Genomic DNA, 22,457 nt, shown 5'->3' on the forward strand with positions numbered 1-22,457 from the left:
TCCTTAGGCGATGGGGCGGGCGGTCAGGGCGGCAGCGGCGATGCCAAGTCTTGCGGCGTTGCCGGCCCGTATTTTCGCCGCAGCATCCGCGGGGAGGGCCGCGGCGGCAAGGGCCGCGACGGGATCATTCACGCCCATGTCGAAGGGGTAGTCCGAGCCCAGCAGGACCCGGTCCGCTCCGGCGGCGGCCACCAGCGCCCGGAGCTCGTCGGGGCTGTGCACAAGGGAATCAAAATGCAGCCTCTTCAGGTACGACGACGGCGGTTCGGCGCAGGTGCGTGCTTCCGGCCGGACCTTCCAGGCGTGGTCGGACCTGCCGAGTTTGGTGGGCAGGTATCCGCCGCCGTGCGCTGCGATGACCGTCAGGTCCGGGTGCCGGTCGAGGACACCGCTGAAGATCAGGTGGGACAACGCCACCGCGTTTTCGGCCGGTTGGGAGACGGTGTTGGCGAGGTAGAACCGGTCCAGGCGCTCGTCCAGCGAGCAGCCAAAGGGGTGGAGGAACACGATCGCCTTCAGTTCTTCCGCCCTGGTCCAGAAGGCTTCGAGTCGCGGGTCGGAGAGTTCCACTGTGGGTCGTTCGGCGTCGCCGGGAGTGGCGGCGAAGGATCCGATCTCCACGCCCGCGAGCCCGCACCCCAGCACGGCATCCTCCATGGCTTCCACCATGAGCTTCGGGTGCTGGAGCGGGACAAGGCCGAGTCCGTTGAGTCGGTCCGGTGCCTGGTCCACGAGGGCACGGATGGACCTGTTTGCCCGGCGTGCCAGTTTGAGGGAGAGCTGTTCGCCGGCGAAGTAGTAAAAATGCGAGGGCGAGGGCGAAACGAGCTGGACGTCGACTCCGGCGGCGTCCATGTCGGCAAGGCGGCGGTCGAGGTCCGTCAGCTGCGGCCAGCGTTCCTTGATCATCTTCCCGGAAGCAGCCATGGAGGGGCCCCCGTTGCGGCGCACCTCAAGCTCCTGCTGTGCCGCGAACCCGGCCGGGTCGTCGTCGGCCACGAGCTGCTGCAGTCCAGGCAGCAAGGCGTGGGCGTGGACGTCCACCACCGCTGTGGCTGAAGATTGTGCGCTCATGCTTTTTCCTTCAACATCATGGACAGGGAGTGCATCAAACCGGGCACATCGGCGTCCCGGACGCCGTCGAGCATCCACTGCCCCAGCTGGACAGAGGCCTGGACCACGGCCCGGGCGCGGTCCAAGCGGCGGTCGGAGAACTCTTTCCAAAGCGTCTCGGTCAGTTCGTCCCGGGTGGTCAGCAGCTCGGCGAGGACGGCCGCGTCCTCCACTGCCATCGCTGCCCCTTGCGCCACGGTGGGCGGGCAGCTATGCGCGGCATCGCCGATGATTACCGTGCGGCCGCGGTTCCAGGGGCCATCCACCAGGTGGGTGGTGAACTTGGTGTAGTTGACGCGGGCGCTGTGGTCCAGGTTGGCCCGGATCTCGTTCCAGGGCCCGCCGTAGGCTGCGGCGAGCCGGGACATGATCTTGGGACCGTCCTCCTGGTTGCGTTCCTGCGCTTTCTCCACGAGGTAGGCGTAGATAGTGTCCGGGCCGGTGGGGCAATAGCCGGCGATGTAGCACGGGCCGCCGTAGGTGAGGTCGGTGCGGACCACGTCCTCGGGCCGTTCCACGAAGGCACGCCAGATCCCCATGCCGGTGGCAACAGGCTCGACGTTGATGCCGATCCCGCGGCGGACCGCCGAGTGCAGTCCGTCCGCACCGATGAGGAGGTCGTAGCCGTGGCTGGCGCCGTCGGCCGTGTGGACGGTGACGGAACCGCCGACGTCCGTCACACCCGAGACGGTCTTGCCGTAGCTGATGGCCGCCCCCGCCTGCAAGGCGCGTTCCCGGAGGATGGCGGTGAGCTCGGGGCGGTACATCCCGAGAGTGGCCGGCAGGTCGTCGCCGCCGGTCCGGATGTCCTCGAGCACGGCAAGGACGGTTCCCTCCGGGTCGGGGGCGCGCAGGCCCAGCGTGCTGAAAGCGAAACCTTTTTCCTCGATCCGGTCCCAGACACCGAGCTGCCGGAAGATCCGCAGGGCGTTCCCCTGCAGGGTGATCCCCGAACCAAGGGTCTGCGGTTCGTCGGCCCTTTCCAGGATCTCTACCTCGACGCCGGCATCTGCCAGCAGGATGGCTGCGGTCAGTCCCGCGGCTCCCGCTCCGACGATTCCGACTTTCTGTACTGCTGCCATCTGGAACTCCTTTGTAGTGACGGCGGAATGTGTTGATGATGCGACGATGCCGCCGCGGGCCTGCTACCTCAATGCGATCGGGTTCACCGGGGAGCCTACCGCTCCGGTGATGGGAAGCGGTGCCGCGGTCAGCAGGAAGTCATACCTGCCGTCCTCTGCGCAGGCTACGGCGAGGCCGTCCGGGTCCCACATCTCGCCCAGGAACAGTCCAAGGTTCGGGATGGCGATCTGGTGCAGCGGTTGGAAAGCGGCGTCGAATTCGTTGGGCCGTACTTCGAAGCCCCACGTGTCGGTGGCGATGCCGGCGATTTCGCTGCGGTGCAGCCACGGAGCAGTGCCGAACGACAGGCCCGGAGCGGACCCTCCGGCATAGTCGCCCCAGCCGTCGCGCCGTACACGGGTGTACTGGCCGGTGCGTACCACCACGATGTCCCCGCGTCCCACACGGGAACTGGGCCCTTGCAGTTCAATGGTGCGTTCGAGGTGCTCCACGGTGATGGCGAATCCGTCCGGCAGTTCGCCGTCGGCCAGCCCGAGTTCCGGGCCGAGTGCCCTTCCCACGTCCAGCAGCACTCCGCGGCTGATGATCTTCGCCGACGCAGTTTCGATACCTGTGACCAAATCCCCTTCGGAGGTGACGACGTCCCCGGCGGCCCGGCCGTTCCACGCCTTGGCACGGTCGAAGATATGGCCCAGGCCATCCCATTGTGTGGAGCATTGCAGCGGCATGGCTATTACGTCGTCGGCACCGCCGAAGCCATGCGGGAAACCCTGGTTGCCGCGTTCGGCATCGACTCCCGTGTCCGTCATGGTGTGCACGGGGTTGGTACGGCGGCGCCAGCCCTTCTGCGGGCCGTTGGTGTCGAACGGCTGGGAGAGGGAGAACGCTTCCCCGGTGCGCACCAGGGAGGCGGCCTCCACACGCTTGGCGGCGTCGATGAAATTGAGCGTGCCCAGAACGTCGTCGTCGCCCCAGCGTCCCCAGTTGTTGTGCGCCTCGGCCATGGCAGCGATGCTGCCCATGGCGTCCGCGCGGTTGATGAGGGACGTTGCCCTCCCGGTTTGGCTGGTCACTGCTGGCCGCTTTCGGTCGGTTCCTCGTCCTTGCAGTGTATGAGCTGGGTGCCCAGGCCGGTGATGGTTCCTTCCATGACGTCGCCGTCCTTAAGCAGCCTGCCCCAGTGGGCGCCGTTCCCGGCGGGGCTGCCGGTCAGGACCAGGTCGCCGGGGCGCAGCGGGATGATCTGGGAGGCTTCGCTGACCAGCTTGGCCACGCCGAAGATCATGTCATGCGTGGACTCGTCCTGCATGGCTTTGCCGTTGAGCTTCAAGGTCACCTGGACGTCTTGGGGGTTGCCGAAGAACTTCGCAGGTAGCAGAAGCGGACCGGTAGGCAGGAATCCCGGGGCGTTCTTGGCGCGGTACCAGTCTGTGCCAATCTCAGGCATGTCCTTGCGGAAGACGTACTCTCGGGTGGTGATGTCGTTGACCATCGTGTAGCCGAAGACATGCTCGAGCGCTTCTTCCGGGCTGACGCGGAAGGCCTCCTTGCCGATGACGGCCGCCAGTTCCAGCTCCCAGTCATGGGAGTTGGAGTAGGCCGGCAGAACGAGATCATCCGTTGCCGAGGCGATGGCGGTGGGAAGCCCGATAAAGAAATACGGCGTCCCCTCGCCGGCGCGGGCGTCCATCATGGCCGCCGTTTTGGCGCGAACTTCTGCTTCATCCTCGCCGGGCCCACGATGCGCAGCGGCGAGGTCGATTACGTGTTTACGGTAGTTGGCGCCTGCCTGGAGCACCTGGACGGGTTCCACCGGGGCGAGGACCTCTACGTCGGACACTGCGAGGCCGGTTAGCCCATCGACGGAGGCCGCGAGGGCATCCAACTGCCCCTCCGTGGTGTCCCAGTGCCGGATCAGCGTATTGATGTCCTCCCCCAAGGCCAGGACGCGGTCTCCCACCAGAAGGCCGGTCTGCACTTTGGCCGCGCCAACCTCCTGGAAACGGATCAGCGCATATGTTGGCTGTGCCATGGTCGCTAGCCTCGTCCCTGCTTTGCGTACGGGTTCAGAAGGACGTCCTTCATCTCGGGTGAGGCGCCTTCTTCGGTAGCAGTGAAACCCTCGGCCGGGGGGAAGGACTCTGTCATCGAGTGCGGCATGGCACCGTTCTTGTAGAAGTTGTTCGAACCCTCGGAGGGCTTCCACGTGTTTGCTTCCCAGTCCGGGACGTAGTTGCGGTAACCACCGGAGTTCAGCTCAATGCGCAGGCCGGAGGGCTCGCGGAAATAGAGGAAGTTCTGCTCGCCGACACCGTGTATTGAGGGTCCGTATTCCATCGGGGTGTCGTTTTCCATCATGACGTCCGCCGTGCGCAGGAGATCTTCCGTGGCGTCCACCCAGAAGGCAATATGGTTGACGCGGCCGGGACGGCTCGACGTATCCAGAACCACGCCGAGGTCGTGTGACTTCTCGTTCGTGGTCAGCACGGAAAAGACCGTGATCGGCGCTTCATCCAGGTCCACGAAGGCCATGACACGGAAACCGAGGGCTTCGTTGTACCACTTGGCGAACCCTCTGACGTCGGATGAGGCCACCGTGACGTGGTCCAGGAAGCGAGGAGCGGCTGCGTGGCTGGAGCGCTTTTCCGGGCGGTCAGGGTAGATCGACGCGAATTCGGGCTCGGCCACAAACCTTTCGACGTCGAAAAAGAGACGCATATGGTGGCCGTAAGGGCCGGTGAACTCGTAGGCCTTGCCGTAACCGTGCCCGCCAGCGGTCCACGTTCCCTGGACGCCGTTGGCTTCGATGCGGGCAGCGGCAGCTTCGAGTGCTGCCTGGCTGGTGGTGCGCCAGGCCATCCGGCCAAGGCTCGCTTCCTCGCCATGGGTCACAACAAGGCTGTACCGGTAGTAATCGCCCCAGCACCGCAGGTAGACATTGCCATCCACCCGGCCGATGATCCGCATACCGAACTTCTCCTCGTAAAACCGGGCAGAAGCCTCGACATCGGGGCTGGTAATTTCGAGGTGGGCAAGATGGGAAAGGGGAGTTTCCACGCTGAATTCCTTCTACTAACTATTGGCCAGGCAGGTGTTGCGAAAGGCCTCCCAATAACTGTGACTCAGCGCATGTATCTGAGGAAGGCGACCTTTTGGATGTCAGCTATCAGCCTGGCGAATAGTTGGGGCGCCCGCGGGGAGCGCTGTCCCGGTACAGGCCTTGTGGTGATTGCAACCGACTCACCTTTAACTCACCTCAATCAGCAACAACCAACAACTATTCATCGCCTGTCGTTGGTTGCAAAAACCCCTAGAATCCGCGAGAAAATCGCCATATTCCAGGCAACGCTGGGCATTCAGGCATAAAGCGGGGGTCGTCGGTTCGAATCCGACAGGGGGCTCTTAATTTGACTTTGACCTGCGGGTCCGTAAATTCGCGGTGCGCCCGAACAATTGCCCGTCGCCCCAACCTTGCGGCCAGCTCGATCTGCTGATGCGCGCAACGCGTATTCGGCCGTTATGGGGTCTCTGGATGAGTGCCCGCCCTTTGCCGTCCGCGATTAGCTTGAGGCTGGCTTTGTCGCCTTTACTGGCGGGGCCGATCGGGCTTACAAATCGGGACAGGATATAGAACGAGCGCCGGTTTCCTCCGGGGTCCTTCCCTTCGAGCCGGATAGTGACGCCGTCTCGGCCGGCGGTCTTCCGTGTGACGGTGACCTCGACCTGCCGCCACTGGGCTCCGGAGGCGAGCAGTTTCCGGATTCTGCCATAGTCTCCAAGCTCGTTCCTGAGTACGAGGGTGATTGTGGTCGGGAGTATTAGCAGAAATATGCCCATGGCCAGAGGATCGGGATGGTTCGCATCGCTGGCGCCGTCGATCCAGATGTCTTGGGGATCGGCTGTGTCGACGTCGATCGTTGTCGGGAACCCCGGGCCCGGCAGGGTATTGCAGTTCTCGTTGACTTTCGCGACGCTGTGCAGTTGGCGGCCGTTGACGGTGTAGTCCACGTCCAGCTGGCACGAGGAATCGCGGCGTGTTGAGGTATCAATTTGTGCCGTGACCGTCCCATCGGTCTTGGTGTGCCTGGCGAGTGCGTGATTGATCCCCTCGATGACGGCCCATCCGAGCCAGACAGTGACCGATGCGATGAGCACGACAGCGGCGGCGCGTTTGAGCCAAAGCCTCATGTGAAGCCAGCTACCTTTCCAGATCGGAGGTGCGGAGTCTGGCGGTATGGTGGCCTCTATGCGGGTTTCCCTGGTGACCTGGACCCAGGGTCCCATTGCCTCGCTGCCCGTGACCGCCGACGGATCTTCGATGGTTTCGCGTGCAGAGTGGCGAGGGGTTCTCGGTGGAAGATTGCCGAGTTCGGACGAGGTCAGGTGGGCCTTTGCCGTGAACCATGTGCGGGACATGGCGCTCGTGTTCCAGTCGCTCTCGACCTTGTGCGCCGCATCCGTGCCTGTCAGCGGCCAGGGCATGTACCGGCCTGTTCCGAATGCTCCCGGGACCAATAGTCCTTCGGAAACCAGCTCTTTGATCGCCTCGAGGGTGAGTTCCCTAGCCCGTCGATGATCCGAAAGAACACCAGTGCTCCGTACGACGGCGACTAGGTCGGAGGCGCTGAGCCAGCGGGCAGCGGCCGCTGCCATCATCGACTCCCGGAGAGTGTCCGCCTTCATGCGGGCACGTCACCAGGAACATTGCCTGGAGCCCGAGCTGAGTTGTGTCCAAAGATGTGGGTCATTGCGTTTCCCCCCCGCGGATGCTTCCACGTTCTTACGGCAAACTATCGCATAATCGGGGAGGGGCCGAAACGGCGATCTGGTCTAATGTGGATCGATGATTGAACCGCGCCAACTTAGTGAAAGCGTCAGCATGCGCGTACTGCGCATAGGTGATGCGGCCGCGCTTGCCGCCGCATATGTGCGCAACCGTGCGTACCTTTCAGCTTGGGAGCCGCTACGGCCCCGGGAGTACTTCACCGAAGATTGGCAGTCAGCGGACATTGCCAGCCGCCTCGCCGCGCATGAAAGAGGGGAGGCGTATCCGCTCGGGCTGTTCGACGGCGATCGACTCGTCGGCCGATTCAACATGGCAGGAATCGTCCGCGGTCCCTTCCAGAGTGCGGGCCTGGGTTACTGGGTTGACAGCGATTATGCGGGCCGCGGACTGGCGTCGGCGGCAGTCCAGGCGATAGTCGAAATGGCGCGCGACGAACTCGGACTGCACCGCATCGAGGCGAGCACCCTTCTGCACAACGCTGCCTCGCAGCGCGTGCTGCTTAAGGGCGGCTTCCAGCAGATTGGCATGGCGCCGCGATACCTGCAGATTGCCGGAAAATGGCAGGACCACAATCTCTACCAAGTGGTCCTTCACGACTAGAACCGTACACGGGCTCGTCAAGTACGCTATCGCCATGCAGATTCGTGAATGCACCCTCGACGACCTGGCGCAGGTGAATTCGCTCTGTGACGCCAGCGAGCGAAAACGCTGGACAAGCGACATGATCGCCCGAAGGAGCGACCGAGTCGTTTTAGTGGCCGTAGCAGACGGCAAGGTCATCGGCGTGGCCAAGACGCATTTCCACCCGGATCCGGAAGGCCACTCGCCCGCAGGCCACTATCTCGGCGGCGTGGTGGTCGCTCCGGGGTTTCGACGGCGACGGGTCGGTTCTGCCCTCACCCTGGCGAGGTTGGAATGGATCTGGTCCCGGGCGTCGATCGCTCACTACTTCGCAAACGAACACAACACGGCATCCATCAGAATGCACGATTCTCTCGGCTTTCAACCGGTCGCCCGATTCTCGGAGATTCGCGGAGTGACCGCCGACGACGGCCGGTCTGAGCTCATTCTCTTCGCGGCGTCCCGATAAGCGATTGGGCTGTTTGACTACGGCGACTCGCCGGAGAACCCGGACGGCCTGCCCGCACGGAATGTGCGGGCAGGCCGTCAGCTCTTGAACGCTATGAAGGGTTTAGGGGCGGAAGAGTTCCTCGAACGTGCCCGACGTAGTGGGCGAGCAGGGGTTCCCCAGACAGCCGAGGTGCCACACATGAACGGGTTGTGCTTCTGGGCGTACAGGTTGACCGTGGTGGAGCCGATTGTGGGTGCGTATTCGACCTGGGAGCCGGTGCTAGGGAGGTTCTCCATGTGTGCCTTTCAGCTCAGTCCCTTGTTTTCGAGCTGGTCGACGATGGTCTGGCCGGAGAACATATGCGGAGTCGCGGCGGCGCTGGCCGCCTGTTCTGGCGTGAGCTGCCGGTGACTCTTGTGTCGCTGGAACCGGGGACGAACTCTTCAGGGGCACACGTGACATTCGCTCCCGCTTTGCAGTCGTCCCAGATTCCTTGGAAGCTGCCCGAGATGGCTGAGAGGTAGTTGGGCAGGCTCGGGTACGTGACGCCGTGGTAGTTCGCCGCGGTGTTGTCCTTTCGGGTTGCGCCCCTGTCGGAGCGCTTCTATTCGGGTGAAGCAGCGGGATGAGGAACAGCAGGCGACGGCGGGCGGGCGCCCGTTATCGGCCCAACTGTGGGTCGGACGTGAGAGCCCGGCCGTCGTCGAGGCGCCCTGCGAGGACTCGCACGAGCTTCGGATCCGCTGCGGCGGTGATCTTGAGGTCGTACCAGCCGCCTTGCGTGGGGATCACCACGGTCTTGGCCTGGCCCGGGTTGAGCGCGAGGGCCTGCGATCCGGGGCCGTACGAGTCTGTGAGCGTGAGGGCGGCAGCGGCCGGGCCAGCGTTCTCGATCCGGAACTGCGCGTGGCCGGACACGCCGTGGCGGGTGACGGTCGCGCGGATGTCCGCGGCCGCCGTCGTGCCCGCGAAGCGGCGGTACCAGCCCGCCGGGCCGTGCATCTGCACGTCGTACTCGGCGCCAAGCGCCCACGACGCGTCGAGTGCCGCGCCTGCGCCGATCGTGTACGAGAACGGTCCCGCCGGAAGGAGATTCGAGCGGACCTGCACGTGTGCGCCGAGCGCCCCGGCGTTCGACCAGTGGGCGGAGAGCTTGCCACCGGCCACCGAGACCGCGACGTCGAGCGCGTACCCGAGCGGGCGCGACGGGCGCGTGCCCTTTTCTTGGGCCGGCATCGAGTTGACTGCGGGAGGCGTCGGCACGTAACTCGGGTGCCGATTGTGGTCTGCGGGCTTGAATGCCGAGGTGTCGGGAAGGGCCGGCGCCGCGCCTTCGTTCGCCGAGAAGTCGAACGCGCTCGTGAGGTCGCCACACACCGCGCGGCGCCACGGCGAGATGTTGGGGGACTTAACACCGAAGCGTGATTCGAGGAACCGCACGATCGAAGTGTGGTCGAACGTCTCCGAGCAGACCCACCCGCCCATGCTCCAGGGCGAGGCGACGAGCATCGGCACGCGCACTCCGAGACCGTAGTGGCCCGGGGCATCGGCGATGCCGGAGAACGTCATCCGGCCGTCGTACCACTCGCCCTCGGTAGAGACCGTGGATGCGCCGGGGATCTGCGGGGTGTTGGGGTGCGGCGGGACGACGTGGTCGAAGAAACCGTCGTTCTCGTCGTACATGAAGAACACTGCCGTCTTGCTCCAGACGTCCGGGTTGGACGTGAGGATGTTGAGGATGTTCGCCGTGTACCAGGCGCCGAAGTTCGGCGGCCAGTTCGAGTGCTCGGTGTACGCCTCCGGGGCCACGACGTAGGAGACCTCCGGGAGCTTCCCGCTCGCGACGTCCTCGCGGAAGATCCGGAACAGGTCGTCGCCGGCCTTCGCGTTCGTGCCGGTCAGCGCCTTCTCGTAGAGCGGGCTGCCGGGCTTCGAGTTCTGGTACTGCGTGAGGTACAGGAGCGAGTTGTCCCCGTAGTTGCCGATGTGCGCGTCGCCCGTCCAGCCCCAGTAGCCCGCGGCCGTGAGGCCGTCGCCGACGTCCTGGTACACCTTCCAGCTGACGCCGGCCTTCTCAAGCTCCTCGGGGTACGAACTCCACGAGTAGCCGACCTCGGCGTTCCACAGGTCGGGGCCGCCGGCCTTGTAGTCGTTGCCGTCCCAGCCCGTGAACATGTAGTAGCGGTTGGGGTCCGTGGGGCCGAGCAGCGAGCAGTGGTACTGGTCGCAGATCGTGAACGCGTCCGCGAGGGCGAAATGGAACGGGACGTCGCCGCGTTCGTAGAACGCCATGGTGGCCTCGGACTTGGCGGGGAGCCACTTGTCGTATTTGCCCACGTTGAAGGCCTCGTGGGTGAGCTTCCACGAGTGGTCGAGGTCTTCCATGAACTGCATGCCGAGATCCGGCGCGGTCGGGTGGTAGGGGAAAATGTCCCGCGTTCCGTTGTTCTGCGCAAACGCGTCCTTCCCGCTCGGGAGGATGGCCGGATGCGGGTCACCGAACCCGCGTACGCCCTTGAGCGTGCCGAAGTAGTGGTCGAAAGCGCGGTTCTCCTGCATGAAGACGATCACGTGCTCGACGTCTTTGATCGAGCCGGTGGCACGGTTGGCCGGAATGGTCGCGGCGCGCGCGATGCTCTCGCCGAGCATTTCCGCGATTGCGGTACTCGCCGCGCTAGCCCCTGATAGTTGTAGAAAACGCCGACGGTTGAGACCTGACATGAGATGCTCCCAGTGCTTGCATTTGCTGACGAAAACCCCCGACCGACTCTTCCAGCACCAGGCAAAAGCTAAGTGCAGGAAAGGCAAATTTTGGGGCAACATGCAGCCGCGGCGCCGGAGGCGGCTTTCATCCGCTTTGAGTCCCGCCCCTGGAGTGGTTGGGCTTTTCAGTCTTTCGGGCGGTGAGGTAAAGACGGTGAGCTGTAATGACCAGGACCAGCCACGCCGCGCCGAGCGTCCAGGCCGCCAGCACATCGGTGAGCCAGTGGTGGCCCAGGAACACCCGGCTTAGGCCGATGGTCAGGGCGAAGAAGGCCGCAGCGGTCACTGTCCAGGTACGGGCCCGGCGGGAGCGGCAACGCAGGATGACCAGGTAGGCGACGATTCCGGCGATCACGAACGAATTCAGCGAATGCCCGCTGGGAAACGAAGGGGAATACTCGTAGGGCGGCACGGCGTCGCTGAGCGGGGGCCGGGCACGGCCGATGAGCTGCTTGCCGGCGATGGTCATGAGGAGGGAGCCCCCCCACCGCGGTCACAATGAGGATCGCCGGCGTCCATGAGCGGCGCCGGAGGACCAGCACGGCGGTGGCGATCGCGGCGAGGATCGGCATCCCGATTCCTCCGCCCAGATCGGTGTAGGCCGTGGCGGCGGCGTCCAGTGCGGGGCTGCGCAAGGTCATTGCTGCCTCCAGGACCGGGTGGTCCAGGGCGGACACGCCATCTGCTTCTGTCACGGCCTCATACACTCCGCCGGTCGCGAAAGCCAGCAGTGATGCCGCTACGGCTCCAGCAGCGAGGATCAGGATCAGCGCACCGTACGGGCCGAGACGGGCACTGAGGCGTTGTGCACGGGAGGCGAGCCACCTACCAGCGGGGGACTTCCACCGGGCCAGGTCAGCGTCACCGACGAAACGGTCGTCGGCAAGCTCGCCTTTGCCTCCGGCTGAGTCGTCGTCCGACGTGCCTTGGGGATGAACGCCCATTGTCTGCCGCCTCACCTCGTGAATTGATTTGATCAGTAAGGTTACCTTCTAGGCTGTTTGAAGACCGGACCCCAGAGGATTGGCCTCGCCCCCGGAAGGAGCACTGAGTGGACACTGATGCTGGCACGTGGTTCCTGAGTCGCGCTGAGCGGGGGAATCTGGCCACGGAAGTGCACGCGGGCGGTGCCGGGTCTCCGGCGTGGTCGGAGGGCAACCTTGTGCGGCCCCTGATTCATGGAGTGAGCTATTTTGCCCGACTGCATGAGGAGCTGACTGCTCTGCGGGCGGGAGACCGTGTGTGGTTCACCGACTGGCGTGGCGACGCCGACGAACGGCTGCTTGCGGACGGACCGACGATCGGGGACTTGCTCGCGGGGTTGGCTCGCGCGGGCGTGGAAGTGCGGGGCCTTGTCTGGAGATCCCACGGAGAGCGGGTATCGGCCCCGATGAGCGGCCGATCCAACGAGCTCCTGAGCCGCAAGATCAACGACGCCGGCGGAGAAGTGTTGTTGGATCAGCGGGTCCGCCTGTTCGGTTCCCATCACCAGAAAATGTTCGTCATCCGCCGTCGTGACGATCCGTCGCGGGATGTCGCGTTCATCGGCGGGCTCGACCTTTCCCACAGCCGAAGGGACGACGCCGACCATGCGGGAGACCCGCAAGCGGTGACCATGGATCCCCGGTACGGGAAACGTCCCCCGTGGCACGATGCCGCACTCGAACTGCGGGGGGCCCGTGGTCGCGGATGTACTGGCGGTGTTCGCTGAACGGTGGAACGACCCCCATCCACTGGATCGACGCACCCCGTACCGGATGCTGCTGCAACGCCTGGCCCGTATGCCCCGGCACCCCGAACCGCTCCCGGCCGCTGCACCGCCGCCGCCTGCGGCCGGACCCCATGCCGTGCAGCTGCTGCGAACCTACGGTGTTAAACGTCCCCCGTTCCCGTTCGCGCCCGAAGGGGAACGCAGCGTTGCCCGCGGATATGCGAAAGCCTTCGCCCGCGCCCGCTCGCTGATCTACATAGAGGACCAGTACTTATGGTCGACAGAAGTTGCAGCCGGAATCGCAGAGGCCCTTGAGCAGAACCCCGAGCTGAACGTGATCGCCGTCGTGCCACGCTACCCCGACTCCGACGGCCCCCTTGCGGGGCCGGCAAGCCGGATCGGGCAACTTCGCGCCCTCAAGTTGTTGCGCGAGGTCGCACCCGACAGGGTTGGCGTGTTCGACCTGGAAAACAGCTCCGGAACTCCGATCTACGTCCACGCCAAGATCTGCATTATCGACGACATCTGGTTCACCTGCGGCTCAGACAATTTCAACCGCCGGTCCTGGACCACCGACAGCGAGCTCACCTGCGCCGTATTCGACACCACTGCCGACACCACTGCCGAGAACGGGGAGCCGCCCGGCACCGACAACGGCCACGCCGCTTCCGGGCCGCTGGCCCGCGGGCTCCGGCTCCAACTCTGGGCCGAACACCTGGGCTTGGATCATGACGATCCCCGAATTCACGACCCGGCGGCTGGGCTAAAGCTGTGGAAGACCAGTGCCGACGCCCTCGATAACTGGCACGAAACCGGGCGCCGCTCGCTCCGCCCCACCGGAAACGTGCGGCACCACACGCCGGAATCCGTGTCGGCCCTACAGCGTCTGTGGGCGGATCCGCTCAGCCGCTTCGTCGTGGACCCGGACGGCCGTCCCCGGCGACTGCGCGGCACCACCAAGTTCTAGGCAAGCTGGGTCGAAGCGCCCACCACGTTCATAGCCGCCGGATTCAGGCGGCCATCACCGCGTCTGCGGATGACCGGACGGAGATGTTGACATCTGACTGTTGGGGATCGATCAGGGCCGGAAGACGGCGGGATTGCGAGCAGCGGCGGAGCGCTTCCATGGCCGCCGGGTCCACGTTGGCCCCGCTGACGTCGATTTCGAGGGCCAGGCCATGCATAAGGGCGTTGGCCCGCCTCGCGACTACGTAAAGGGCGTGGAGGCTCCGGGAGGTTAGCCGTCCATGGGCTGTGATGCGGACCTGGGCACCATCGATGTCCATTTTTACGAGAAGCCGGATTTTTTCGGTCATGAGTCCTCTTCCGATCAGGAACCGCGACGCTGCGGCCCGGAACAAAGACTAAACGGAGGATGTGACGCAGGCAACAGTTACCTCCGTTTGCGGCTTAACTGATTGCGAACCATCTCTTCTGACTGGCCCATGGCCCTTCAGGGAATCCTGGCATAGGGTTTGACCCACTACCCGCTGGCTGCCCCATTGGGTTCATACGCACGATGTGGGCGTTCGGGCATGAACTTTGAACGCGGGATCCGGCCGACGCCGATTCCCGACCGATGAAGACGTGAGGGAGAAACATGACGCTTGCTCGTGCTGGACATCGAATTGCCGCCCATCGTCCCTGTATCCCCGCAGCGCTGCCAAGGGTGCCAGCCTGCGGGCAGTGCGGCCCTGGGTTTCCGTTGACCTTCCATGAGTATGTTCCGGCGGTTTATGCAGCCGATGGCAGCGGATTGCGGCCGCCGTCGGCGAGCTACAGCTGCGCAAAATGCGGTACGAAGGACAACCATCAGGTTCCCTCGGGCTGGGAACCGCCTGAGTGGCAGTGGTACTCCTGAGCGGCGTCGCCGCTAAACGCAGGGAACGACGGCGGGAGGCCCCGCCGTCGTCCGCGCGCAGCGTTTTCATGGAGCTCCGCCTCGGAGGGTAAGACTGGAACAGCAACGCGGAGACTCGTTGCGGGAGCTCGCTTCCGCGCCCTATGATCGCCATGGGCTTGCCGTCGGCGGGCTTCGGGGTGCGGCACCGGCGTCGCTTCATGGGTGCGTCTAAAGTGACTTCAAAATTGATCAGGATCCGGGAATTCACGAGGCGTTTGATGCGTCTTGGATTCATGGCGACGACTATTGCTTCCATGGCGGCGACCGGCATCATAGGGATGGGTGCGGGTCTCATGCCCCCAGGATCACCCGGTGCCCCCATAGCCGTGGACGGAGTCTCTTCGGCCAGCGTTTCCGTTTCCCCGCCGTCTTCCGGCGGGGCAGTGGATTCATACACCGTGACCGCCAACCCCGACGGCGCCACCTGCACCATCACAGGGGCATCGGGTTCATGCGTGGTCAGAGGTCTGATCAATGGTTACACGTACAGCTTCACAGCCACGGCCACCAACAGCGCCGGTACGTCACAGCCGTCGCCACCCAGCAATTCGGTCACCCTCCACCTGACTCCTATCGACATCTACTACTTTTCCCTCGGCGGTCCTGCATTTCTTGGTGATCCCACCGGCTGGGAGGTAGACAATTTGCGCTTCGGTGGAGCCTACCGCAACTACAGCCGGGGGACGATCTACTGGTCGCCGACGACCTACTCCCACCTCAATCAGGGTGCGATCCGATCCGCCTACGCGGCTCAAGGATGGGAGAACGGCCCCCTCGGATACCCCACCTCCGATGAAGTCGGACCGATCCGCGGCGGCGGCGTCTACCAGTCCTTCCAGGGCGGGGCGATCTATTGGTCACCGGCCACAGGCGCACACGTGAACGCGGGCGCCATCCGCTCTGCGTATGTCGCTCAAGGTTCGGAAAACGGCCTGCTGGGCTACCCCACGGGCAATGAGGTAAAAGGGTTGCGCGACGGCGGCGCCTACCAGTCGTTTCAAGGCGGGGCGATCTACTGGTCGCCGGCGACCGGCGCCCACGTGAACGCGGGCGCCATCCGCTCCGCCTATGCGGCACAGGGATGGGAGAACGGCCTGCTGGGCTACCCCACGGGCAATGAGGTAAAGGGGCTCCGCGACGGCGGCGCCTACCAGTCGTTTCAAGGCGGGGCGATCTACTGGTCCCCGGCCACCGGCGCGCACGTGAACAAGGGCGCCATCCGCGATGCATACGCCGCTCAGGGGTGGGAGAACGGCGAGCTGGGCTATCCCACAAGCAACGAGTACTCCGTTTGTTGCGGTGGTGCTGCCCAGGACTTCCAAGGCGGCCGAATCACCTGGACGCCAACAGGGGGCACCTCCATCACCCGACGCTAGCCGCGCCCGCGCGGAAGCCGCGAGCGGAGTGGGTGATTCCGCGTCGTGGCCTCGGAAGGGGTGGCACTAGTCAGCGAGGATGTGGTACAGCGCTCGCCGGGTTTCGTCGATCTTTTCCATGGCGGCTGTGCGCTGTTCGTCGGTTGCGGCAAAGCGGAATTGGTGGATAACCCCCATGAGCTTTGCCACGCTCTGGTGAAACGCGGGTCCTGATCCTTCTGGATCGATGTTCCACGCATTTTCCAGCTCCTCGGCGTGCTCCGCTACGTATGCCTTTCCGGCGTCGGTGAGTGTGAACTCAGTGCGCCGGCCTTCGCCGACGGGTGCAATGAGCTCTTCGTCAACGAGCTGCTGCAGCGTCGGATAGACGGAACCCGGGCTTGGGCGCCACGATCCGGACGTCTTCTCGGCGATTGTCTTGATGAGTCCGTATCCATTGGATGGTGCTTCGGCCAGCAGGGAGAGGATCGCGAAGCGAACGTCGCCCTTGTTGGCCCGACGCTGGCCGCCGGGGCCAAAGCCGGGACCAAAGCCTGGGCCAAACCCCGGCCCGAAACCGCGGCCTGGCCCAAACCCGCGGCCCGGCCCGAATCCGCCGTGTCCGTGGGGCCCGCGACGGCTCCGGCCGCGTCCGAAGCGTTCCATATCCGGACCGCAATCCGTGTGTCTGTTGTCGTGAATGCCTTTCATAGCGGCATCGTCCTTTCAATCTTGTGTGGGTTGCCCTGAGGCTCGCAGTTTGTTCTGCGATAGTTAACGATATATCGCTGACTGTCGTTAAACAAGGGCCAATTCATGTCCGGGTGGTAAGAAGAAGAACGTGTGTTCGAACGGCGGCAGCCCCGTGCCTTCGGCCGTATCGGCCCCTGCCAGGAACCGGCACCGTTCGCGCGCAAGGCGCACATCCGGCGTCGGCTCCCTTCTGCCGTTGACGACTCGGCCCTGACTCTCCGCTACCAGCCAGTCCTGGATCTCGCGACCGGGGAGGACGCCGGCGTCGAAGCGTTCCTGCGCTGGAACGATAGGGAAATCGGCTCAGTGGCCGGACGAGTTCATCCCGCTCGCAGAACATACCGGAGAGATCCGCAGGATCGGGGCATGGGTTCTGGCTATTCGTCCTTGGCCATGCTTCGAGTCCTTCCGCTGACCACGCTAAAAATCGACAAAGCGTTCATCAGGGACATTGATAGTGAGCCGCAGACTGCGACGATTGTCCGGGGGTTGATCCAAACCCTCAACGCGATGGGGGTCCGGGTTACCGCCGAAGGAGTGGAACGCCAGGAGCAATTGAATATTCTGCGGGACCTCGGCTGCGACACCGCCCAAGGGTATCTGATCGCTCCGCCGATGGCTCCCTCGGAATTTAGGATGGTCATGAACGAGATTGAGGACAGCAAGTGAGTGAACGACTTACGACCATCGAGGTCGAAGAATTCTTGCCGTATTCGCCTGCCAAGGTTTGGCAAGCGCTGACGGATCCGGCACTGATCGCCGGCTGGTTGATGGAAAACGACTTCCAGGCGGTCGTCGGGCACCAGTTCCAGATGCGCGGGATTCCCGTTCCGGCGGTCGGATTCAGCGGCTTGGTGGCCAGCGAAGTCCTTGACGTGGAAACGGAGAAGCTCCTGCGTATTTCATGGCGGGACGCGAACTCTGGAAACAGCCTCAACAGCACTGTGACATGGTCAATCACTGCGGAGGACACCGGCACCCGGCTGTCGCTTGTCCATGACGGCTTCAATCCCGACGAGCCGACCCACGTGGCATCGCACCGCATCATGAGCGGCGGGTGGCGAAACCATGTTCTTCCGCGGCTCGGCCAGACCCTGGCCGAATCCGACAGCGCCGAATCCGACAGCGCCGAATCCGACAGCGCCCACCCCGACAGCTAAGGAAAACAATGCAATTCGTTGTCTTCTACAGCTCGGATCCTTCGGCGCTTCCAGGGCTGCAGGCCGTTTACCCCAGGCACGTTGAATATATGCAGGCGTTCGCTGCCGAAGGCGGCCTGATAGGCATCGGGACTTTCAACAACCCTGCCGTGAACGGTTCGATGGGCATCTTCACCAGCAAGGAAAGGGCGGAGCAGTTCATTGCTGGCGATCCTTTCGTCCTGGAAGGACTGGCCGTACCCAGCGAGATCCGGGAATGGAATGCAGTCATGTTCAGTCTGCAGGATGGTGCTTGACTTCCCCGGGAGCCGGCTGCTGCATGGCGCCGATGGCTGCTCCGCGGGCCCAGTGAGTGTCGTCAACGTCGATGACGGCAAGAGGTACATCGCGGGCATGGACTTCGCGATCGTGTCTGCGCCCGGCGTCAATGGCCCCCCGGGCCGCCCCCACCAAGCCGACGCCTTCCCCACTCAGGATGATCAGTTCAGGCATGACCAGTGCTGATGCGATGGTGAGCAGGCGGCCCAGGGCGAATCCGGCCTCGTCGACGAGTGATTTGGCAACCCCGCCTTGTGCCGAGAGCTCGAGCAGTTCCGCATAGGCGACGGGTCTGCCCATGGAGGCCAGAGCCCTTGACTCGAGGCTGGGCAGACTCAGCATGACGTTGGCGCAGCCGCGGTGGCCGAGATCGCACGGCGGCCCGAACGGATCCAAGGGGATATGGCCGGCAGTGCCCAGACCGGAGTTGGCGTCGGTGATCATTTGATGATTGATGACCAGTCCGTACCCTACGCCCGCACCAACAGTGAGAACCACGAGGTTCGCTATCCCGCGGCCTGAGCCTAGCCAAAGTTCCATCAAGGTCAAGGCGTTGAGGTCATTGATGATGCTGACGGGCAACGCCATCCGTTGCTCCAAGAGGTTGCCGAACGGAACGTTTTCCCATTTGAGGAAGGGTGCCCAGCCGATGTTCCCGCCGTCCAGGACTTGGCCGCCAAGGCATACCCCTACCGCGGCAACCGGCCGGGGGGCCGACTGCTCAACCCTGCGGACCAGAGCCGCGACGAGATCGGCCACGGCTGCGGGATCCAGAGAGTCGATCGGGGCTTCCGCGGTGTCAATCACGTTAGCCCGCAGGTTGACCAGCGCAGCGGATGCATGCGTTCCAGTGAGTTTCACACCAACGAAATAGTGGCGGCCGGCTACGATCTCCAGCGGCTGCGTAGGCCGTCCGGTAGGGCCGACATGCCGTGATTCCGTTTCGACGATTTCCCCCGCAGTCAGCAGGGGTTTGGTGACACGGGTAAGGCTTCCGGCTGAAAGGCCGAGCTTTTCGGCCAGGGCGCTTCTGGATGAAGGGCCGTCCACGAGGAGTTGGTACAGGACGTCGCGGGCAGAGCCGGGCGCGCCCAGCCACGTTGGGTGGGCGGGGGTTGGCTGGGCGTCCATGTCGCCTCCTCATCGATGGGCTTGTGTCAGACTATCTCAGCAATGCTGGTTTTTGTATCGAAAGTTAACTTCAAAAAATCATACCAAAGCGAGTAATTCTCATCACATTTTATCAATCTATTGACAGTTGGGAGTTCTACGGCAAAACTTTCAGTACTTCACATGCGGCAACGTCGCCCAGCAAGGGACTCATCAATGACGATTCAAGAAGCGCACGCAGACCCTCCAGTGAGCACTGACCACGAATGGTTCAAGAGCGCGGTGGTTTACCAGATCTATCCTCGCAGCTTTGCCGACTCGAACGGTGACGGCGTGGGAGACATTCGCGGCATCATCTCCCGGCTCGATTACCTGAACAAGCTTGGGGTGGACGTTCTGTGGTTGTCCCCCGTCTACCACTCGCCCCAAGACGACAATGGCTACGACATCAGCGACTACCAGGACATCGATCCGATCTTCGGAGACCTCCAAACCTTCGACGAACTCATCGCCGGCTTGCACGCCCGCGGCATGAAGCTCGTGATGGATTTGGTAGTCAACCACACCTCCGACGAGCACCCGTGGTTCGTGGAATCCCGCTCCAGCCTGGAGAACCCGAAACGCGATTGGTATTGGTGGCGGTCCCCGAGAGTTGGGATGGAGCCTGGTTCTGCCGGGGCGGAGCCGAATAACTGGGGCTCCGCCTTCTCCGGCCCGGCATGGGCATACGACCTGACCACTGGTCAGTACTACCTCCACCTTTTCTCCAAGAAGCAGCCTGACCTCAACTGGGAAAATCCGGAAATGCGGGCGGCCATCTACAGCATGATGAACTGGTGGCTCGACCGGGGCGTCGACGGTTTCCGGATGGATGTCATCAACTTCATCTCGAAGAACCAACAGCTGCCTGACGGACCAAAGTCGCAGGACAAACTTTATGGCGACGGCGGCGCCCACTTCATCAGTGGTCCGAGGATCCACGAATTCCTGCAGGAGATGCACGAAGAGGTATTCGCGGGCAGGAACAGGCCGCTGCTTACCGTTGGAGAGATGCCAGGAGTCACGGTGGAAGACGCTGCCCTGTTCACCGACCCCGCCAGACATGAAATCGACATGGTGTTCCAATTCGAGCACGTCGCCCTCGATCAGGAAGGCGGCAACAAATGGCGCCCCAAGAAGTTGCGGCTCAGCGAGTTGAAGAAGTCCCTGGGTCGCTGGCAGGAAGGGCTGGCCGTCCGCGGATGGAACAGCCTGTACTGGGGAAATCATGATCAAGCGCGCGCTGTGTCCCGCTTTGGGAACGACGGCCTTTACCGGGAAGCCTCGGCCAAGATGCTTGCGGGCATCCTCCACCTCCACCGCGGGACTCCTTACGTGTACCAAGGCGAAGAGCTAGGCATGACCAATATGTCGTTTGGCGCGATCAGCGACTACCGCGACATCGAAGTCCTCAACCATCACCGCGAAGCCACCACGCATCTGGGCCACACCGATGCCGAAGTCTTAGCGGCTTTGGCACCACTGAACCGGGACAACGCCCGCACCCCTGTCCAATGGGATGCGACCCGGAACGCTGGATTCACCACTGGATCCCCGTGGATTGCTGTCAATCCGAACGCCAGTTCCATCAACGCGGCCGCCCAGGTTGAGGATCCTGGATCCGTTTTCAACTTCTATCGCGAGGTCATTGCATTGCGCCATCGTGATCCCGTCGTTTCCCGAGGAGACTTCACCATGCTCCTCCCGGAGGACGAGCAGGTGTACGCGTTCAGCCGAGCACTTCCCGACGCGGGGATGCTGGTCCTAGGCAATTTCTCCTCCGACGAGTGCATTGCCGACGTCGGCGACGAATCCTGGGCTGCGGCAGAGCAAGTACTGGGCAATTATCCCGTCGAAAAGTCGCTGCGCCTCCGCCCTTGGGAACTCAAAGTCTTCCGACGCCGGCTGTGATCCGCAGCAAGACCCCATAACCTCTCCCCAAAATGCTTCATCAAAACCCTGCGGGCAGTAGCTGCCCGAAATGTGAAAGGTCCAGCCATGATGAAAAAGCTTGTCACTCTCTCCTCCATAGCCCTCCTGGCGGCCGCAGGCCTCACGGCCTGCGACACCGGAGGGGGCGGAGCCCAATCCGCAGCAGTGTCCACACTGTCATCGGGGGCCGCTGTATCCGGCGAGATCACGTTCTGGCATGCCTACAGCGCCGGCGGGGGTGAGATCAAGGCGCTGGAAAACACTGTCATCCCGAACTTCGAGAAGCTGCATCCCGGGGTCAAGGTCAAGGCGGTGCAGATTCCAGACAAGGACATGCACCAGAAACTCGTCACCGCAGCTGCTGGTCAGAGCCTGCCGGACGTTGTCCGCGCGGATATCGTCACGGTCCCCGAACTGGCCAAGATCGGTGTGCTGACTCCACTGAGTGAGGCCATGCCGGACTTCCAGTCCTGGGCCGACAAAATGTTCCCTGGTCCGCTGGCTACGAACAAGTACAACGGCAAGTCCTGGGGACTTCCGCTGGACACCAACACCAAGGTGGTCATCTACAACGACGAGGCGCTCAAGGCCAACGGCGTCGCTTCCGTCCCGAAGACTCTGGACGAGCTCAAGGCAGCGGCGGACAAGGTGGGAGGCAAGTACATCCTCGCCGAAGGCGGTTCCGGAGCGTGGCAGATGCTGCCTTACATCTGGTCCAACGGCGGCGACATGACTGATCCGGACGTGAAGAAGTCCTCGGGCTACCTCAACGGGCCCAAGGCCGTCGCAGCCTTGCAGATGATCGTCGACCTGTACAACAAGAAGGCCATTCCCGGAGTAATTCTCGGCGGCAGCGGCGGGACGCCCACGGGCGACGGCCTGCCCAAGGGAATGTATCCGACCATTGTGGACGGCCCATGGACCTTCCCGAACATGGCCACCTCCTACCCGAATTTCCACCCCCAGACGTCACCGATGTTCAGCGGCGCCGGCGGCAGCATCAGCGTGGTGGGTGGCGAGGACATCGTCATGACGCAGCAATCCAAGAACAAGGAGTTAAGCGCCGAGTTCATCCGTTACATGCTTTCTCCGGATGCCCAGAAAGCGATGGGCCAGGTGGGCCAACTTTCCGCGGAGAAGGACATGGCCGAAACAATGGCCGCCATCCAGCCCTACTATGGCGCCTTCCTTGAGCAGCTCAAGACAGCCAAACCCCGGCCTGCCACCCCCCAGTGGGCAAAGGTCGATGACATCTTCACCAAGCAGGCCCAGCTTGCACTCCAAGGCAAGCTGTCCGCCCAGGAAGCGATGGATGCAGCGGTGGCACAGATCGATCCGCTCTTGGCGCAAGGCTGATAC

General features: G+C 63.5%; 22 protein-coding genes. 11 read left to right on the forward strand and 11 right to left on the reverse strand.

All coding sequences use genetic code 11. The features are described from left to right. Positions 1-3 precede the first annotated feature (3 nt). The 5 genes from AC4CS3_RS13790 to AC4CS3_RS13810 form a co-directional block, all read right to left on the reverse strand. The gene (locus AC4CS3_RS13790) at positions 4-1,074 is read right to left on the reverse strand and encodes an amidohydrolase family protein (protein WP_234748575.1); all 1,071 of its coding nucleotides are present in this window, start codon (positions 1,072-1,074) and stop codon (positions 4-6) included. Further along, a complete protein-coding gene (locus AC4CS3_RS13795) occupies positions 1,071-2,195 on the reverse strand; it encodes an FAD-dependent monooxygenase (RefSeq protein WP_234748574.1) in 1,125 nt (374 codons plus the stop codon). The genes AC4CS3_RS13790 and AC4CS3_RS13795 overlap by 4 nt, the downstream gene beginning before the upstream one ends. A 63-nt stretch (positions 2,196-2,258) precedes the next feature. Beyond that, positions 2,259-3,218, reverse strand: a complete 960-nt coding sequence (locus AC4CS3_RS13800) for a cyclase family protein (RefSeq protein ID WP_490784053.1) — start codon at positions 3,216-3,218, stop codon at positions 2,259-2,261. A 47-nt stretch (positions 3,219-3,265) separates the two neighbouring features. Next, positions 3,266-4,228, reverse strand: coding sequence for a fumarylacetoacetate hydrolase family protein (locus AC4CS3_RS13805; protein WP_234748573.1), 963 nt, complete (start codon positions 4,226-4,228; stop codon positions 3,266-3,268). A 5-nt stretch (positions 4,229-4,233) separates the two neighbouring features. Further along, complete coding sequence (locus AC4CS3_RS13810) at positions 4,234-5,253, reverse strand: VOC family protein (RefSeq protein ID WP_234748572.1); 1,020 nt, start codon at positions 5,251-5,253, stop codon at positions 4,234-4,236. A 99-nt stretch (positions 5,254-5,352) separates the two neighbouring features. On the opposite strand from AC4CS3_RS13810, the gene AC4CS3_RS13815 reads away from it, so the two are divergent. Beyond that, a complete protein-coding gene (locus tag AC4CS3_RS13815; RefSeq protein ID WP_234748571.1) occupies positions 5,353-5,562 on the forward strand; it encodes a hypothetical protein in 210 nt (69 codons plus the stop codon). 36 nt (positions 5,563-5,598) lie between these two features. On the opposite strand, the gene AC4CS3_RS13820 is transcribed toward AC4CS3_RS13815, so the two are convergent. Next, positions 5,599-6,879 carry a hypothetical protein gene (locus tag AC4CS3_RS13820; RefSeq protein ID WP_490783932.1) on the reverse strand — a complete coding sequence of 427 codons (1,281 nt, stop codon included), beginning with the start codon at positions 6,877-6,879 and terminating at the stop codon, positions 5,599-5,601. Positions 6,880-7,039: 160 nt separating this feature from the next. On the opposite strand from AC4CS3_RS13820, the gene AC4CS3_RS13825 reads away from it, so the two are divergent. Together AC4CS3_RS13825 and AC4CS3_RS13830 are read left to right on the forward strand one after the other, a co-directional pair. Next, on the forward strand, positions 7,040-7,582 hold the full coding sequence (locus tag AC4CS3_RS13825; RefSeq protein ID WP_490783933.1) for a GNAT family N-acetyltransferase: 543 nt from the start codon (positions 7,040-7,042) through the stop codon (positions 7,580-7,582). Positions 7,583-7,616: 34 nt separating this feature from the next. Next, positions 7,617-8,072: a GNAT family N-acetyltransferase gene (locus AC4CS3_RS13830; RefSeq protein WP_490783934.1), complete on the forward strand. Its 456-nt coding sequence runs from the start codon at positions 7,617-7,619 to the stop codon at positions 8,070-8,072. Positions 8,073-8,714: 642 nt separating this feature from the next. Here AC4CS3_RS13830 and AC4CS3_RS13835 read toward each other — a convergent pair. After that, a complete protein-coding gene (locus AC4CS3_RS13835) occupies positions 8,715-10,775 on the reverse strand; it encodes a phosphocholine-specific phospholipase C (RefSeq protein WP_490783935.1) in 2,061 nt (686 codons plus the stop codon). Positions 10,776-10,902: 127 nt separating this feature from the next. Next, positions 10,903-11,286 (reverse strand): phosphatase PAP2 family protein, encoded by a 384-nt coding sequence (locus AC4CS3_RS13840; protein ID WP_490783936.1) that lies wholly within the window; start codon positions 11,284-11,286, stop codon positions 10,903-10,905. Positions 11,287-11,868: 582 nt separating this feature from the next. Between AC4CS3_RS13840 and AC4CS3_RS13845 the strand changes: the two genes are divergently transcribed. Both AC4CS3_RS13845 and AC4CS3_RS13850 read left to right on the forward strand, forming a co-directional pair. Next, complete coding sequence (locus AC4CS3_RS13845; RefSeq protein ID WP_490783937.1) at positions 11,869-12,528, forward strand: hypothetical protein; 660 nt, start codon at positions 11,869-11,871, stop codon at positions 12,526-12,528. Continuing rightward, the gene (locus AC4CS3_RS13850; protein WP_490783938.1) at positions 12,497-13,495 is read left to right on the forward strand and encodes a phospholipase D-like domain-containing protein; all 999 of its coding nucleotides are present in this window, start codon (positions 12,497-12,499) and stop codon (positions 13,493-13,495) included. The genes AC4CS3_RS13845 and AC4CS3_RS13850 overlap by 32 nt, the downstream gene beginning before the upstream one ends. Positions 13,496-13,538: 43 nt before the next feature. On the opposite strand, the gene AC4CS3_RS13855 is transcribed toward AC4CS3_RS13850, so the two are convergent. After that, positions 13,539-13,844, reverse strand: a complete 306-nt coding sequence (locus AC4CS3_RS13855; RefSeq protein WP_441412546.1) for a hypothetical protein — start codon at positions 13,842-13,844, stop codon at positions 13,539-13,541. A gap of 820 nt (positions 13,845-14,664) precedes the next feature. On the opposite strand from AC4CS3_RS13855, the gene AC4CS3_RS13860 reads away from it, so the two are divergent. Next, a complete protein-coding gene (locus AC4CS3_RS13860) occupies positions 14,665-15,807 on the forward strand; it encodes a fibronectin type III domain-containing protein (protein ID WP_490783939.1) in 1,143 nt (380 codons plus the stop codon). A 66-nt stretch (positions 15,808-15,873) separates the two neighbouring features. Here the strand turns inward: AC4CS3_RS13860 and AC4CS3_RS13865 are convergent, their stop codons facing one another. Next, positions 15,874-16,497, reverse strand: a complete 624-nt coding sequence (locus tag AC4CS3_RS13865; RefSeq protein ID WP_490783940.1) for a PadR family transcriptional regulator — start codon at positions 16,495-16,497, stop codon at positions 15,874-15,876. Positions 16,498-16,629: 132 nt separating this feature from the next. Here AC4CS3_RS13865 and AC4CS3_RS13870 point away from each other — a divergent pair, with 132 nt between their 5' ends. From AC4CS3_RS13870 to AC4CS3_RS13880, 3 genes are read left to right on the forward strand one after another with little or no spacing between them, the layout of a single operon-like run. Then, positions 16,630-17,208, forward strand: a complete 579-nt coding sequence (locus tag AC4CS3_RS13870) for an EAL domain-containing protein (RefSeq protein ID WP_490783941.1) — start codon at positions 16,630-16,632, stop codon at positions 17,206-17,208. After that, positions 17,205-17,699 (forward strand): SRPBCC family protein, encoded by a 495-nt coding sequence (locus tag AC4CS3_RS13875; protein ID WP_490783942.1) that lies wholly within the window; start codon positions 17,205-17,207, stop codon positions 17,697-17,699. Before AC4CS3_RS13870 ends, AC4CS3_RS13875 begins: the two co-directional genes overlap by 4 nt. 8 nt (positions 17,700-17,707) lie before the next feature. Continuing rightward, complete coding sequence (locus tag AC4CS3_RS13880; RefSeq protein ID WP_490783943.1) at positions 17,708-17,995, forward strand: YciI family protein; 288 nt, start codon at positions 17,708-17,710, stop codon at positions 17,993-17,995. Here the strand turns inward: AC4CS3_RS13880 and AC4CS3_RS13885 are convergent. Beyond that, positions 17,973-19,148, reverse strand: a complete 1,176-nt coding sequence (locus AC4CS3_RS13885; RefSeq protein WP_490783944.1) for an ROK family protein — start codon at positions 19,146-19,148, stop codon at positions 17,973-17,975. The genes AC4CS3_RS13880 and AC4CS3_RS13885 overlap by 23 nt on opposite strands. A gap of 195 nt (positions 19,149-19,343) precedes the next feature. Between AC4CS3_RS13885 and AC4CS3_RS13890 the strand changes: the two genes are divergently transcribed. Both AC4CS3_RS13890 and AC4CS3_RS13895 read left to right on the forward strand, forming a co-directional pair. Next, positions 19,344-21,077, forward strand: coding sequence for a glycoside hydrolase family 13 protein (locus AC4CS3_RS13890; protein ID WP_490783945.1), 1,734 nt, complete (start codon positions 19,344-19,346; stop codon positions 21,075-21,077). Between the two features lie 87 nt (positions 21,078-21,164). Next, positions 21,165-22,454: an extracellular solute-binding protein gene (locus tag AC4CS3_RS13895; RefSeq protein WP_490783946.1), complete on the forward strand. Its 1,290-nt coding sequence runs from the start codon at positions 21,165-21,167 to the stop codon at positions 22,452-22,454. Positions 22,455-22,457 lie beyond the last annotated feature (3 nt).

The organism is Arthrobacter sp. SE2 (genome assembly GCF_058244265.1).

Bases quoted from the DNA above. Each gene is read 5' to 3' on its own strand.
- AC4CS3_RS13790 (WP_234748575.1), bottom strand. From the start codon at position 1,074: ATGAGCGCACAATCTTCAGCCACAGCGGTGGTGGACGTCCACGCCCAC.
- AC4CS3_RS13795 (WP_234748574.1), bottom strand. From the start codon at position 2,195: ATGGCAGCAGTACAGAAAGTCGGAATCGTCGGAGCGGGAGCCGCGGGA.
- AC4CS3_RS13800 (WP_490784053.1), bottom strand. From the start codon at position 3,218: ATGGGCAGCATCGCTGCCATGGCCGAGGCGCACAACAACTGGGGACGC.
- AC4CS3_RS13805 (WP_234748573.1), bottom strand. From the start codon at position 4,228: ATGGCACAGCCAACATATGCGCTGATCCGTTTCCAGGAGGTTGGCGCG.
- AC4CS3_RS13815 (WP_234748571.1), top strand. From the start codon at position 5,353: ATGTCAGCTATCAGCCTGGCGAATAGTTGGGGCGCCCGCGGGGAGCGC.
- AC4CS3_RS13820 (WP_490783932.1), bottom strand. From the start codon at position 6,879: ATGAAGGCGGACACTCTCCGGGAGTCGATGATGGCAGCGGCCGCTGCC.
- AC4CS3_RS13825 (WP_490783933.1), top strand. From the start codon at position 7,040: ATGATTGAACCGCGCCAACTTAGTGAAAGCGTCAGCATGCGCGTACTG.
- AC4CS3_RS13830 (WP_490783934.1), top strand. From the start codon at position 7,617: ATGCAGATTCGTGAATGCACCCTCGACGACCTGGCGCAGGTGAATTCG.
- AC4CS3_RS13835 (WP_490783935.1), bottom strand. From the start codon at position 10,775: ATGTCAGGTCTCAACCGTCGGCGTTTTCTACAACTATCAGGGGCTAGC.
- AC4CS3_RS13840 (WP_490783936.1), bottom strand. From the start codon at position 11,286: ATGACCATCGCCGGCAAGCAGCTCATCGGCCGTGCCCGGCCCCCGCTC.
- AC4CS3_RS13855 (WP_441412546.1), bottom strand. From the start codon at position 13,844: ATGACCGAAAAAATCCGGCTTCTCGTAAAAATGGACATCGATGGTGCC.
- AC4CS3_RS13860 (WP_490783939.1), top strand. From the start codon at position 14,665: ATGGCGACGACTATTGCTTCCATGGCGGCGACCGGCATCATAGGGATG.
- AC4CS3_RS13865 (WP_490783940.1), bottom strand. From the start codon at position 16,497: ATGAAAGGCATTCACGACAACAGACACACGGATTGCGGTCCGGATATG.
- AC4CS3_RS13880 (WP_490783943.1), top strand. From the start codon at position 17,708: ATGCAATTCGTTGTCTTCTACAGCTCGGATCCTTCGGCGCTTCCAGGG.
- AC4CS3_RS13885 (WP_490783944.1), bottom strand. From the start codon at position 19,148: ATGGACGCCCAGCCAACCCCCGCCCACCCAACGTGGCTGGGCGCGCCC.
- AC4CS3_RS13890 (WP_490783945.1), top strand. From the start codon at position 19,344: ATGACGATTCAAGAAGCGCACGCAGACCCTCCAGTGAGCACTGACCAC.
- AC4CS3_RS13895 (WP_490783946.1), top strand. From the start codon at position 21,165: ATGATGAAAAAGCTTGTCACTCTCTCCTCCATAGCCCTCCTGGCGGCC.